12 protein-coding genes are annotated in these 13,582 nt (G+C 61.0%); 3 read left to right on the top strand and 9 right to left on the bottom strand.

Annotation, left to right across the window (positions count from 1 at the left end):
• Window positions 1–4: 4 nt before the first annotated feature.
• Genes RX717_RS02365 through RX717_RS02350 form a run of 4 tightly spaced genes read right to left on the bottom strand, consistent with a single transcriptional unit; the run spans window position 5 to window position 4,839 of the window.
• A complete protein-coding gene (locus RX717_RS02365) occupies window positions 5–1,231 on the bottom strand; it encodes an efflux RND transporter periplasmic adaptor subunit (protein WP_159068087.1) in 1,227 nt (408 codons plus the stop codon).
• 38 nt (window positions 1,232–1,269) lie between these two features.
• Window positions 1,270–2,520: a TolC family protein gene (locus RX717_RS02360; protein ID WP_054327507.1), complete on the bottom strand. Its 1,251-nt coding sequence runs from the start codon at window positions 2,518–2,520 to the stop codon at window positions 1,270–1,272.
• A gap of 16 nt (window positions 2,521–2,536) precedes the next feature.
• Window positions 2,537–3,802: a TolC family protein gene (locus RX717_RS02355; protein ID WP_054327508.1), complete on the bottom strand. Its 1,266-nt coding sequence runs from the start codon at window positions 3,800–3,802 to the stop codon at window positions 2,537–2,539.
• Window positions 3,803–3,828: 26 nt separating this feature from the next.
• Window positions 3,829–4,839 carry a LacI family DNA-binding transcriptional regulator gene (locus RX717_RS02350; protein ID WP_054327509.1) on the bottom strand — a complete coding sequence of 337 codons (1,011 nt, stop codon included), beginning with the start codon at window positions 4,837–4,839 and terminating at the stop codon, window positions 3,829–3,831.
• Window positions 4,840–5,151: 312 nt separating this feature from the next.
• Between RX717_RS02350 and RX717_RS02345 the strand changes: the two genes are divergently transcribed.
• Together RX717_RS02345 and RX717_RS02340 are read left to right on the top strand one after the other, a co-directional pair.
• Window positions 5,152–6,249: a CobW family GTP-binding protein gene (locus tag RX717_RS02345; protein ID WP_107631058.1), complete on the top strand. Its 1,098-nt coding sequence runs from the start codon at window positions 5,152–5,154 to the stop codon at window positions 6,247–6,249.
• A gap of 12 nt (window positions 6,250–6,261) precedes the next feature.
• Window positions 6,262–7,215 (top strand): TIGR03943 family putative permease subunit, encoded by a 954-nt coding sequence (locus RX717_RS02340; RefSeq protein WP_054327510.1) that lies wholly within the window; start codon window positions 6,262–6,264, stop codon window positions 7,213–7,215.
• 161 nt (window positions 7,216–7,376) lie between these two features.
• Here the strand turns inward: RX717_RS02340 and RX717_RS02335 are convergent, their stop codons facing one another.
• The 5 genes from RX717_RS02335 to RX717_RS02315 all read right to left on the bottom strand — a co-directional run bounded on the left by RX717_RS02335 (window position 7,377) and on the right by RX717_RS02315 (window position 12,447).
• Window positions 7,377–9,203: an LTA synthase family protein gene (locus RX717_RS02335; RefSeq protein WP_107631059.1), complete on the bottom strand. Its 1,827-nt coding sequence runs from the start codon at window positions 9,201–9,203 to the stop codon at window positions 7,377–7,379.
• A 73-nt stretch (window positions 9,204–9,276) separates the two neighbouring features.
• Complete coding sequence (locus tag RX717_RS02330; RefSeq protein ID WP_107631060.1) at window positions 9,277–9,903, bottom strand: VanZ family protein; 627 nt, start codon at window positions 9,901–9,903, stop codon at window positions 9,277–9,279.
• A gap of 139 nt (window positions 9,904–10,042) precedes the next feature.
• Window positions 10,043–10,381, bottom strand: a complete 339-nt coding sequence (locus RX717_RS02325; protein ID WP_054327515.1) for a DUF1622 domain-containing protein — start codon at window positions 10,379–10,381, stop codon at window positions 10,043–10,045.
• A gap of 32 nt (window positions 10,382–10,413) precedes the next feature.
• Window positions 10,414–11,784 carry a TrpB-like pyridoxal phosphate-dependent enzyme gene (locus tag RX717_RS02320; RefSeq protein WP_107631061.1) on the bottom strand — a complete coding sequence of 457 codons (1,371 nt, stop codon included), beginning with the start codon at window positions 11,782–11,784 and terminating at the stop codon, window positions 10,414–10,416.
• A gap of 429 nt (window positions 11,785–12,213) precedes the next feature.
• Entirely contained in the window at window positions 12,214–12,447 is a 234-nt protein-coding gene (locus RX717_RS02315; RefSeq protein ID WP_054327516.1) for a hypothetical protein, read from the bottom strand.
• A 155-nt stretch (window positions 12,448–12,602) separates the two neighbouring features.
• On the opposite strand from RX717_RS02315, the gene RX717_RS02310 reads away from it, so the two are divergent.
• A complete protein-coding gene (locus RX717_RS02310; RefSeq protein WP_107631062.1) occupies window positions 12,603–13,574 on the top strand; it encodes a leucine-rich repeat protein in 972 nt (323 codons plus the stop codon).
• Window positions 13,575–13,582 lie beyond the last annotated feature (8 nt).

Here is a 13,582-nt window from a genome sequence, read left to right as displayed (position 1 = left end):
GGAGTTAGCCCTCCCCATCCGCGGCGGCCGGCGCATCGTCCGGCCCTTCGGTCTCGTTCAGGACACTGTCCTCACCGGTCACGACGCGCACCATCGCGCCGTCCGACAGGTAGGACTGCCCTTTCACGACCACCACATCCCCCTCGGCCAGGCCGGAAAGGATCTCGGTATCCATTTTGCTGACCAAACCGGTCTCCACAGCAACGCGCGTCACGGTGTCCCCGCTGCCGAAGTCATCCACCACAAAAACATACTGCTCCTCATTCGCGCCGGTCAGGATCGCCTCGGTCGGCACGGAGAGTGTGTTTTCCCTGCGGTTGGTATAGAAAGTGACCGTCGCAAACGCGCCGATCGGCGGATTGACGTTGGACGGGAGCGTGATCGAGATATCATACAGACTGGTCTGTACATTGGCCGCCGCGGGCAGGGATGCAATCGTACCCCGCACCATATCGTCCGACAGGACCGAGATGACAACGCCCGCTTCGTCCCCCGCCTTGATGTTGGTGTACACATCCTCCGCGACCGAGGTCTGCACCTCGACCTTGCCGTCCTCCGCGATGACCACGCCCGGCTGAGCGGACGAGGCCATGCCACCGCGCACCAGGTTGACCGTGGTCACCGTGCCGCTGCAGGGCGCGGTAACCGTCCCCAGCTCGGCCTGCGAGGTGATCTGATCCAGCGAGGCCTGTATCTGGGCGAGCGAGGCCGCCTGCTGCGCCTGCGCCTGCGCAACCGCCGCCTGCGCCTGCACCAGCGCCTGCTTGGCGTTGGTAACATCCTGCTCGGCGGCCGCGCCCGCCTCAAACAGCGCCTGCGTGTTATCCACCGTCCTCTGCGCCTGTTCCACGCCGATCTGCGCGGATTCGATCGCCCGGTCGGTCGCGGTCTTGGTAGCGCTGTAGGACTGCTGCAGCGCGCCCATCGTCGAGGTGACGGTAGTGGTATCCACGGTGAACAGGGTCTGTCCCTTGCTCACCTTATCCCCTTCCTTGACGGGGAGCGTCATCACCTGTCCCGCCAAAAGCGGGAACACCTGCACCTCATTGACCGCCGCGACCTTGCCGGTCACCGCGTATTCGGCGCTCATCTCGCCCGCCTGTACCTCCATCACCTCGACGGCAGTACCGGCCGGCGCCGCCTCCTCTTCCACCGTTTCCTCCTTGCCGCAGCCCGCGCTGAACAGCATCGCGCCCGCGAGCACCGCGGCAAAAATACGTTTACGTCTCATTTGGTCCTCCATTGTGGTCTGATTTTCCGGCTGTTCTGTCAGGCTGCGCTGTCCATCACGCCGCGCTTCGCCCACTCGTATGTATTATACGAGGTGAACAAATTGATCTCGGCCTCAGCCGCCGCCTCCTGCGCCGCCTCCAGGGTATCCTGCGCGTCCGCAAAGGCCATCTGCGAGATCATGCCGCGCTGGTACTGGACCTGCTGCACGGCAAACGTTTTTTCCGCCTGCTCCAGATCGGCGCTGGCCGCGCGCAGCGCGTCCCCTTTCTCCTGCACATCCTTGTACAGCTTGCGGAACGACGCGGTCACGTTCTCTTTCTCCGCGTCCAGCGCGATCTTGGCCGCCTCATATGCGTACAGGTTGTTGGTCACGTTGTCCTCATAGTCATCCGAAGCCTTATCCGCCGCGTCCTGCTTGGCCCAGATCGAATAGCTGTTCTTCACCGCTTCTTTCAGGTCGGTCTCATAGTCCATGGCGTCGAGCTGCTCCTGCGTCACGGCCGGCAGCGCCGCAGTCCTGAGCACAGTACCCGTATGGTAGCCACACTGGATGGCCAGGGTGTTGCTCAGGCTCTCATACTGGGTGTTCAGGGTGGTCCGGCTGGCCAGCAGGGTCTCCCGCTGGCTCTGCAGGCTCTTGAGTTCGTTCGATCCCGCCATGCCAAGCGATACCTGCTTCTCCATGGCCGCGATATTGCGGTCAAGCTGGGCCAAGCTGCGTTCGGTCTCGTTCAGGGAATACTGCAGGGCTTCCAGCGAGATATAATTATTTTCCGCATCCATGCAGATCTGATCCGCGGCGTTCTGCATCTCACGCCTTGTGCTGACCACGGTTTTCTGCTGATCCTCTTTGGCGTCGTCCTCCTTATCGTCTAGGTCGTTGTACGAGCCGTAGGCTGCCTGCAGGCTTCTTTCCAATGTGTTGAGCTGGGCCTGCAGCGTGCTTTTGAGCGCCGCCTGGTCTTTGCCCAGGTCATTGATCGCTTTTTCGAGATCTGCAATCTGCTGCCTGTATGAGGAGATCTGGTTGACGATTGTTATGTAATCCATATCATAATCGACGCTCACATCGGCTTCTTCCTCGCTCTTGACCGTATTGTCATACGACTTGATGGACACGTTGTTTTCTCGCACGGTCTGCTCCAACGTGTCAAAGGTCAGGCTGACCGGCGCGCTTTCCTCCGCTTCCGCAGCCTGCTCCCCGCTTCCGGCATCCGCCGCATACGCGGGCGCGCACATGCTGCACAGGAGCAGCGCGGAAAGCCCGGCGGCAATATATCTTTTCATCCTGTTCTCCTTTCTCTCACGCGATGGCAGTGGTCAGCCCGCGCTTCGCCCATTCATACTGATTAAAAGCGGACACCAGACCAAGCTCCGCGGTCTGCACATCCAGCTTTGCGTTTTCCAGCGTATCCTGCGCCTGCAGATAGTCCAGACGGGAAAGCATGCCGCGCTCATACTGCAGTTGGCTGGTTTTGAAATCCAGCTCCGCCTGCTGTTCGGCGGCCTGCGCGGCCTGCAGGGTGCCGCGGCAGTCCTGCACCGACTGGAACATGCTGGCGAAGGCCGCTTCCACGCTTTCCTGCTCGATGGCCAGCGCTTCGCGCGCGGACTGCACGGCATACACGCTGCTGTCATAGCTGTCGTCATACACGTTCTGCGCCTGCCGCAGCGTATTGCGCTTCTGCCAGATGGAAAAGCTGTTCTTCAGCGTTTCTTCCAAATCCGCTTCGTAGGACATCGCTTTCAGATCCTTTTCCGTCACCGCCGCGAAAGCCGCCGGCATCACCAGCGTTCCGGCGTCATAGCCACACATCAGCGCAAGGCTGCTTGCCAGGTTGTTGCACTGTGTCTGTAGGTTTGTGATGCCAAGCGCAAGGTTATCCCGCTGATTGCGCACGGTATCCATCTGGTACTGGCTGACCAGTCCAAGGGAAAGCTGCGTTTCCATTACATCCAGGCTGCGGTCAAGCGAGGCAAGCTGCCGTTCGAGCTTCTGCTGCGAATACTGCAGGTTTTGAATGGAGATCAACAGCGTCTGCGCGGCCATTGTAAGCTGGTCGGCCACGTTATCCGCCTGCTTCCTGAGCTGGTATACCGCATCCTCGATCTGCATGACCGCCGCCGCGCCCTGAACCGGCAGGCTGTCCGCGCTTTGCTGCAGGCTGTCCCGCTGGTTTTCCAGCAGCTTTTTCTGCGCCTCGTAGGTCTTATACAGGTCGCTCTCCTTATCAGCTATCTGCTCCATCGCCTCTTCCATTTTGCCGATCATCTCCTGGTACTGCTTGATCTGCAGTTCCAGCGCGCCGCCCTGTGCCTCAAACTGCTCGGACAGGCTCGAGCCGGTATCCATACCGGCCGCGGTCTTCCGCAGCGACTGCACGCTCGCGTTGTTTTCCGATACCGCGCGCTCGACCGCCCGCAGTCCCATCTGCTTGACGGTAAGCGTTTCCGGCGGCGCCTCCTCCTGAACGGCGACGCTCCCACCGCCGTTCACGGCGCCGGCCGGCGCGACCGTTGCCATACACAGCGCGCCGGCCAGCAGCGCGCCGATTACTCTTCGATTCATGGTCTTTCCGTTTGTCTCCTCTCCTGTCACAGCAGCTCGCGTGTGATAATGCGTATGTCCATATATTCTTCTGTTTGACGCGGCGACTCCCCCGTCCGCAGCGCCCGCACCAGTATCTCGACCGCGCGCGCGGCCTGCAAAAGCGGGTTCTGGTCTATTGCGAAGTCCAGCCGCCCCCGCTCCAGATATTGCTGCACGGCCGCGGTCATCCCATGGCACACGGTCCGTATCGTGCCTGCCCGACGCAAATAGGCGGGGTCCTCCAGACATATCCCCGCCAGTTCGCTAGGCATATAAATGGCGCGGACATGCGGATGCCGCTGCAGCAGCCCTTCGCACGAGCGGTCGTATGCGCCCTCGCTTTCCACCAGCTCAACGTGAAACCGCCCGTCGGCCAGCTCGCGCATCCGTTCCAGAAAGCCCCGCATGCGCGCCTCCCGTCCGGCGAATTCCCGCTGATCGGACAGCGCGAGCACCGTGCCACCGGCGACGAACGGGGCGATCAGCCCTGCCGCGACGCGGCCGGACTTTTCCATATCCGCGCCGACATAGCACAGCCGCCCGCTGCGCCGTACATCCGCGCAGCAGGCGACCACCGGCACACCATGCCCTGCTAGGCGGTCGATCTCCTCAGCCATGGCGACCGTATCGGGCGCCGCCACGATCAGGCCGCCGACGCCTTTTTCCTCCATCCGGCCGATCGCTTCAAAATACGAGCGGTGCGACCGGCTTTTCAGCTCTTCCACCCAAAGGTTCACATCGGCAGCGCCGCACTGCCGCACCGCCAGCCGAAGCCCTTCGCGCATTTTCCGGATCAGCAGCGTATCAAGGCACGGCAGCAGCACGCCGATGCGGCAGTCTCCCTCCGCGCGCAGCGCATGCCGCTGCGCCGGCGTGGTGTACCCATATTCCCGAATGACTTTCTGCACCCGTTCGCGCACCGCCGGCGCGACGTTCGGCCGACCGTTGACCACTCGGTCGACCGTGCCGCGCGACACGCCGCACTGCTCCGCGATCCACTGTGCAGTTATTTTCATAGCGGATTCCCTCTCTTTTGTGACCATGACCATCTTTTTCACAAGATGAATTCATTTTAGCACAGGCAAACTGCCCATACAAGCGCTTTTCCCCATTTTAGACATCTGTCTTCGATGTGTTGTATTCTCATTGTGCATTTTATTTTTGCACAGTTTTATCGTTTTTTTGCACAGTATTCTCTGGCTTTTCCACGGTGAAATCATGCTTTTTGCACTTTGATTAGCAAAAGCTAACTCTAAAACTTTTCTTTTTTGCTAAAACGTGGTATACTAGGTTCATCCTATAAATTTTACATTGGTGAGGCGAAAGCTATGACAAAAATTGATATCGTTTCCGGCTTCCTCGGCGCGGGGAAGACCACGCTCATCAAGCGCCTGCTGGCGGACGCCCTGCAGGGCGAGCAGGTCGTGCTGATTGAAAACGAGTTCGGGGAGATCGGCATCGACGGGGGATTCCTCAAGGAAGCCGGCATCGTGGTGAACGAAATGAACGCCGGCTGCATTTGCTGCTCGCTCGTCGGCGACTTCGGCAAAGCGCTGCATGAGGTGGTCGACCAGTACCATCCGGACCGCATCCTGATCGAGCCTTCGGGCGTCGGTAAGCTGTCTGATGTAATCGCCGCCGTGCAGAACGCGCATCTGGATGTGACGCTCAACTCGTTCGTCACGGTTGTCGACGCGCTCAAGGCGAAAATGTACCTGAAAAACTTCGGCGAATTTTTTGAAAACCAGGTCGCGCATGCCGGCGCGATCCTGCTTTCCCGCACGGCGGAGTGTACGGCGCGGCGTCTGGACGAAACCGTTGCCCTGCTGCGCGGCCTGAACGAGCACGCCCGTTTCGTCACCACGCCGTGGAAAGAGCTGACCGGCGCACAGCTTCTCGCAACTATGGAGGGCAGCCGCGACCTGGTGCAGGAGGTGCTCGACGAGATCGCACGCGAACCGCATCATGCGCATCACCACCACGAGCATGCACACGAACACCATCATGACCACGAACACGAGCATGACCATGAACACCACCACGAACATGGTCCGGACTGCACCTGCGGCTGCCACGACCATGAGCACGGTCACGCGCATCATCACCACGAGCACGACCACTGCAGCTGCGGCCACGACCACGACGCGGACGAGGTGTTCACCTCCTGGGGCGTGGAGACCCCGCATCTGTACACAGAGGAGGACCTGCAGAATGCGCTGACCGGCCTGGGCGACCTGTCGCTCGGCACCGTGCTGCGCGCCAAGGGCATCGTACCCGCGGCCGACGGCGGCCAGTGGCTGCATTTTGATTATGTTCCGGGCGCGCCCGATATCCGCCGCGGCGCCGCCGACTATACCGGCCGCCTGTGTGTGATCGGCGCCGAGCTGGACGAGGAGCGCATTGCTTCCCTGTTCGGCCTTGCCTGAGGAGGAAGCCTTATGCCCAAAAAGGACCCGATACCGGTTTATATATTTACCGGCTTTCTGGAAAGTGGCAAAACCCGTTTTATCAAAGAGATTCTCGCCGACCCCGGCTTCACGGAGAACGAGCGCACCGCGCTCCTGCTCTGTGAGGAGGGCATCGAGGAGTATGACGAGCAGGAGCTGCTGCGCTATGGCACAGCGCTCGTCCCCATCGAATCGGCCAGCCGGCTGACGCCCAATATCCTCAAGCGCGTCGAGCAGAAATACGACCCCGACCGCATCCTGATCGAATACAACGGTATGTGGAAGCTGGACGACCTGACCTCCGTTTTCCCCGCCCGCTGGGAGCTGTACCAGATCGTCACAACGGTGGACGCTTCCACCTTTGCGCTGTACTCGGCGAATATGGGGCCGATGATGTTCGAGCATATCACCACCGCCGACCTAGTGGTGTTCAACCGCTGCACCGATGCGCTCAAGGAGATGCTCTATCAGAAGAACATCCGCGCCATGAACCCGCGTGCGACCATCTATCTGGACGACGTGGACGGAAACAGCGAGGACTACGCCCGCAACATGCCCCTGCCGTTCGATCTCAACGCGGATATCATCGATATCGGGGATGAGGATTACGGCCTGTGGTATATCGACGCCACCGGCGATCCCAGCAAGTACGACGGCAAGACCATCCGCTTCCGCGCGCAGGTGTATGTCGGCGGCAATGTGCCGTCCGGATCGTTTGTCCCCGGCCGGTTCGGCATGGTCTGCTGCGCGGACGACGTCACGTTCCTCGGCTTCCTGTGCCGCTATCCCAACGCAAAGGACCTCAAGCTGCGCGACTGGGTGCGCGTAACCGCCTCGGTCACGGTCGAAGCCCTGCCCCAGTACCGCGGCGAAGGCCCTGTGCTGCATGCGGTCGAGGTCGTCCCCGCCGACAGGCCGGCGGAGGAGCTGGTGTATTTCAACTGACCGCTGTCACAAAACCAAAGGCTTCCCTTTTGGGGTAGCCTTTCATCTTTGCGGCGGCGCGTGCCTGTTTCCCCAGTACTGGACGACAGTCTGCCGGCTCATTCCGCTCTACAGTCTCTTAAAAACACGAACCGGCTTCCCTTGTGGGAAGCCGGTTCGTTTTATATCTCTCTATAATAATCCGTGTCAAGGATCGCGTCGTTGACCTCCTGGAAACGGCGTGCGTAGGCGTTCATCTCCGCGACCTCCTCTTCGGCCATCCCGTCGTTCCACACGACCTTTCCATTTTGGACATAGGCGGCGTCGGTCAGCCAGGTGCCGTCAGGAAAAATGGCGCAGCCTGCGTATGACGGGTCAAAGGCATCCCGCCCCAGGGTACGGGGCGCAGGCAGACCGAACAGGTTCGCCAGCGTCGGCAGCAGGTCAACGGTCTGCATCGTCTTGTCCACCGTGCGCGGCGTGCAGCCCTCATACCAGATAAAGCATGGCGTGCGCTCCAGCAGGCGGCCGCCTGCGGCCGCGGAATATTCCTCCAGCACCGCGCGGTCGGTCAGACCGTAGGCATAATGGTCGTCGTACACGCAGAGCACTGTGTTTTCCAGCAGCCCGTCCTCCGCAAGCCGCTCGAGCAGGCGCGCAAACATATCGTCGGTCAGGCGCGCCTTGGCAAACAGGCCGTTTATTTCATACGGTCGGCTGTCATCCGCATATTCCGGATACTGTTCGAGCGCGTAGGTAGTCAGCGCGTCGATCTCGTCATAGCCAAGGTGGCCGCTGTAAGTGATCAAAAAGTCCAGAAACGGTTCCGTGTCGATCATGCGCGCATACAGCTCGTCGCAGTCCACCAGGAAGCGATCCACCCCAACCTCCAGCTCGCCGGACGCATAGTGCAGCGCGGAATGGTACTGTTCATAGCCGAACGCCTGGTGCATCGCGCCGCGGTTGTAAAACTTGGCCTCGCTCTTATGAAAGGAGTTTGCGGTATAGCCGGCGTCCCCAAACAGGCTGCCCGCCGCATCGGGAAACGCGCTGCGGCTGAGCGAATAGGCGACGTTTCCGTTAGCATAGGGATAGAGTCCGGTCTGCGCAGCAAATTCCGTATTAAAGGTATAGCCGTTGGAATACTGAGGGGTATAGAACTCGGAAAAACAGATCCCCTCACGCTGCAGGCGCGCGAGCGTAGGCGTATTCTGTTCGTTCAGGACGAAATCGTCAATGCTTTCCAGCTGCACCAGGATCAGGTTTTTGCCCGCGAGCAGGCCGGTCATCTCGTTTTCCTGATGGGCGGGCCGCTCCGCGAAAAACGCGTCCACCCGCGCCCGCTTTTCCGCCCCGTCCGGATCGGGCGCGACCGACAGCCATGCGTCGTGCAGCACAAACTGGTACGGTCCAGTCAACGCCAGGTCGTAAACGGGCGAAGAAAAGCGTTCGTATTCATACCCGCTCGATTCCCATGCATCCCAGTCCAGCGTTTCCGGCACCGGCGCGTACAGGCGCGGCGCGAATCCCTGCGCCAGAAGGAACGCCGCCAGCAGTGGGAGAGCCTGCCGCCGTTCCGTCCCCGCGGGCAGCGACCAGACGCCCAGCACGCCCCACAGCAGCAAAAGCATCGCAACCGCTGCGAGCCGCCCGTCGATGATCTGGCGGGCATAGCCGGCAAAATCCAGCCCCTCCCCCGCGAACAGGAAATCCGAGAGGAATAAAACGCGGTCGAGGATGCGCCATACGGCATACTGCACCACGGCATAGACCGCCCACACCGCGTAAATCAGCCCGTAAAGCAGGCGTCCCCAGCGGCGCGGGGGCAGCAGCGCCAAAGCAGTGAACAGCGCGCCGAAGCCAAGGGAGAACAGGTTGGGCGCGGCTGCGTACAGCGGATACCACGCCGCGCCGCCCGTTGCCGCGCGCAGCGTCAGATCGAGCAGCCAAAACGGCAGGGCCGCCAGTAGAATATGCAGCAACAGCCGTTTCCGTTCCCGCGTCTCCATGTATACCGTCCTCCTGTCTCATAAAAGACAGTATACGGTATATTCCGCCGGAACGCAACCGGCTTTTGTGTTTTCATCCGGCAAAGCCGTACAGCAGCCCCGCCGCCCACAGCTCATGAAACAGCAGGAAGCGCCCGGCGAACAGCGCCACGATGTACAGCGCGGGCGTCGGTTCGCAAACCTCTCCCCGCTTTCTCCCACAGCGCAGCCCCGCCCATGCCAGCGCCCGATACAGCAACAGCCCCAGCGCCGCGCCCAGCGTGTTCATCAGCAGGTCGTCCACATCCGTCCGGCGGTTGTTAAGTAGCTGGCTGAGCTCGATCAGCAGGGAAAAGGCAAACCCGCCCGCGGCCACGCGTCCCAGCCTGTCCAGCGCGGGCCAGAGCAGGGGCAGCAGCAGGCCGAACGGCAGGAACAGCACGACATTCAGCGCATAGCCCATCGGATCAGCTTCCCGTGAAAACGGCAGCAGGTTGACCTGACCGGCGTTCCACTCCAGCCCGCGCTGGAGCGCGTCGTACATCGTTCCCGCGCCGGTCACATGGAACACCCCAAACAGGTATATGGCAAACAGCAGGAGCAGCAAAGGCGGCGCAGCCCGTCCCGTTTTCCCGCCTCGCCGGTACAGCGCCGCGCACAGTACAAGGCCGGGCAGCAAAACCGCTGCCGCTTCATAGGCCAGAAGCAAAAGGTTCCGCATCCGTATCCCTCCTTTATCTCAGGATACCAGACAAATATTAAGAAAAACCGAGGGAATTTCTTAATATTTTCGCTCGCCCCGTTTAGCACACCACGAAAACGGAAAAAGCAGGCCGCGCCGATCGCGCGGCGCGGCCTGCTCAGGGCTCCTCGGGCGGATGCCCGGCGGTCCTCTCTTCATTTGTGATCTCCCAGTGGATCAGGAACGTGAGCGCCGCGCGCAGGAGGATGATCGCGCCAACGAGTACGATCTCCCGAAGCTCCCGCACGACCACGGTTCGCAGGATCTCGCTGCCCAGCTTGAATTCAAGCCCCATCGCCAGGCCTTTGGCCAGCTTAAGGCGCGTTTCCGGATCGCGCCGGACATAACACACCGCGCCCCGCACGCCGGACGCGACGATCACGCCCACGCCCACATATTCAAACAGCAGTATCGCCCACGACACGATGGTATCCAGCACCTGATCCGCCCACGGCAAGCAGACGCACGCCCTTTCCGGTTGTTATGTAGCTATTCCGGCTGGCCGGGCAGGGTGTCGAAGCCGGTCTGCAGTTCCTCGTCTGTCGGCACATGGTTGCGCATCGTGCCGTTATGATATGCCTCGTAAGCCGACATATCAAAGTAGCCCGTGCCGGTCAGGCCGAACAGGATGGTCTTGGCCTCGCCGGTCTCTTTGCACTTAAGCGCCTCGTCGATCGCACAGCGGATCGCATGGCTGGACTCGGGCGCAGGCAGGATGGTCTCGACCTTGGCAAACTGCACCGCCGCGTCAAACACATCGGTCTGCTTGACCGAGGTTGCCTCCATGTAGCCGTCATGGTACAGCTTGGAAAGGATAGGGCTCATGCCGTGGTAGCGCAGGCCGCCCGCGTGGTTGGAGGCGGGCATGAAGCCGTTGCCCAGCGTATACATGCGCGCCAGCGGGGTGACGTGGCCGGTGTCGCAGAAATCATACGCGTATTTGCCGCGTGTGAACGACGGGCAGGAGGCAGGCTCGACCGCGATGATACGCGGGTCGGCCTTGCCGGTCAGCTTATCCCGCATGAACGGCGCGATCAGGCCGCCAAGATTGGAGCCGCCGCCCGCGCAGCCGATGACGATGTCCGGATATTCGTCCAGCAGTTCCATGGCCTGCCTGCTTTCCAGGCCGATGATGGACTGGTGCAGCAACACCTGGTTGAGCACCGAGCCGAGCACATAGCGGTAACCCTCCTGCGTCGTCGCCATTTCGACCGCCTCGGAGATCGCGCAGCCGAGCGAGCCGCCGGTGTTCGGGTCGTGGGCGAGGATGGCGCGGCCCGCCTCGGTGGTGTTCGAGGGGGAGGGCGTCACATCCGCGCCGAAGGTCTGCATGACCGCCTTGCGGTACGGCTTCTGCTCATAGGACACCTTGACCATGAACACCTTGAGGTCCAGCCCAAAGTACGCGCACGCCTCGGAGAGCGCGGTACCCCACTGGCCCGCGCCGGTTTCGGTCGTCAGGCCCTTTAGCCCCTGCTCCTTGGCGTAATACGCCTGCGCAATGGCCGAGTTGAGCTTGTGCGAGCCCGAGGTGTTGTTGCCCTCGAACTTGTAGTAGATCTTCGCGGGCGTGCCGAGCGCCTTTTCCAGGTTATACGCGCGGCACAGCGGGGATGGGCGGTACAGCTTATACATATCGAGGATCGGCTCCGGAATATCGATATAGCGCGTTTTCCCGTCCAGCTCCTGATGGGCGAGCTTTTCGCAGAAAATCGGGTACAGCGCCTCCTCCGGAAGCGGCTGGTGCGTGCCGGGATGGATCAGCGGATCAGGCTGTTCTTTCATATCGGCGCGCAGGTTGTACCACTGCTTCGGCATCTGGTCTTCGGTCAAATACAGTCTGTGCGGAATCTTAGCCATGGTAGGTTCTCTCCTTTTTCTATGTTTTATGAATGAATGGACAAAATAAAAAAGCCCCTGTCCCAAATCCATGGGACAGGGGCTTGTAAACAAACCCTTGCGGTGCCACCCAAGTTGACGCGCCGACGCGCCCGCTCGCTTCCGCGCATCCGACAATGCACGCTCCCCTGATAACGGGCGGAGTCCCCGTCGCAGTTACTCGGGCGGAACGCCCTTTCGCCTTGCCCTGGTGAAGTCCATTCACAAGGCCCTTGCCTGCCGCGATCCCACCGCCCGCGGCTCTCTTGGAGGTTCGGTCTCCCTGCTACTCGTCTTCGTCATTGGTTTGTTCAGTATGGTCACAGTATATTCTTATTTCCCCGCTTTGTCAAGCGCATTTTGAGAATTTTTATAAATTATTACAATGATATTTTATTATCATAATATCACCTATTCCTTTTCCCCGTCCTCCCGAACGCCTGTCAATTGATCCAGCCGCCGTTCCAGCTCATCGATCCGGCAGAGCAGGCGAAATGCAGCATAGAACAGCAGCGTGACCAGAAAAGCGCCGAAAAGCAGAAGAGACCAAAAACCCCCTTTCACACCCGAAAGGACGGTTGCCGCAATCAGAAGCACTATAACGCATAAGAAATACATAATCAAAAAATCTTTAATCCCTTTCATCCTCCGCACCTCCTTGCTTTTCTATTGTAACCGGTGCGCCGGAACACGGTCAAGCGGCAAAACACACAAATCCACGGCACATTTATTGCCGCGCCGCCGCGGCTGTGTTATAATCAAAAACGAACATCAAACCGGAATGGAGGGAGGTGTACGCCATGTACACGGTCGAGGGCGAAAACGAGCTGCTTCTGACCTGCAGGGAAATACCGGACGGCGTTGCCATCCTGCGCTGCGAGACGCGCGACGACAGCGTGCGCCTGCCGGACGAGATCGGCGGCGCACCGGTGGTCTCGCTCGGGAATTACGCGCTCAGCGAACGCGCGCCGGACCTGCGTGGGCAGGACGTTTTTCCCGTCCGCGTGACCTGCGGCGGGCCGGAGCCGAAGCACGACGCAAACGCCGTCCGTTCGGTCGCGCTGCCGCAGCCGCTTCAAAGCGTGGGCAGCTATGCGTTTTACAACTGCCGCCGGCTGAAAACGCTTACACTGTCCAGCGCGGTGACCGATTTCGGCGGCGGCGCGCTGATGAACTGCCGCGCGCTGCGCGAGGTGCGGCTGTATGCCGACCCCTCTGCCCCCACCTGCCTGTACAAGCTGCTCGGCGAGTACGCGGGCGAGCTGGATGTGCGTTTTTTCTGGAACGGGACAGTGTACTACCTGCTCTTCCCCGCCTATTCCGAGGACCTGGAAGCGCTCACGCCCGCGCATATCTTCCAGCGGCGCATCCACGGCGCGGGCTACGGCTACCGCCAATGCTTTGACGGCGGCGCGCTCAGCACGCACCAGTACGACCGCGCGTTGTCCGGCCTGCTCGAACGGCACGATTTCCTTGTCGCAGCCCGCGTCACCATACGGCGGCTGGCAACGCCGTTCGGCCTGTCGGACGCCGCCCGCGCCACCTGTCTGGACTGCCTGCGCGCCCACGGCGGCACGCTCGCCCGCCGCTGCGCCGCCGCGGGCGAAAGCGCGGCGCTCACCTTCCTGCTGTCGCTCGGTGTGCTGTCTCCAGCTGAAATCGACGCCGCGTGCGATACCGCCCGCGAAAAGGAGCAGACCGCCGCGCTGTCCGTGCTGCTCGCCGCCGGACAATCATCCCCCAAGGGGCGCGCAAAAACGTTTGACTTATAAAAGAGGGG

This window comes from Intestinibacillus sp. NTUH-41-i26 (assembly GCF_032769475.1).
GTDB lineage: Bacteria > Bacillota > Clostridia > Oscillospirales > Butyricicoccaceae > Agathobaculum > Agathobaculum ammoniilyticum.
The sequence above is the reverse complement of the archived record's forward strand: the minus strand, read 5'-3'. Positions and strand labels throughout refer to the sequence as shown.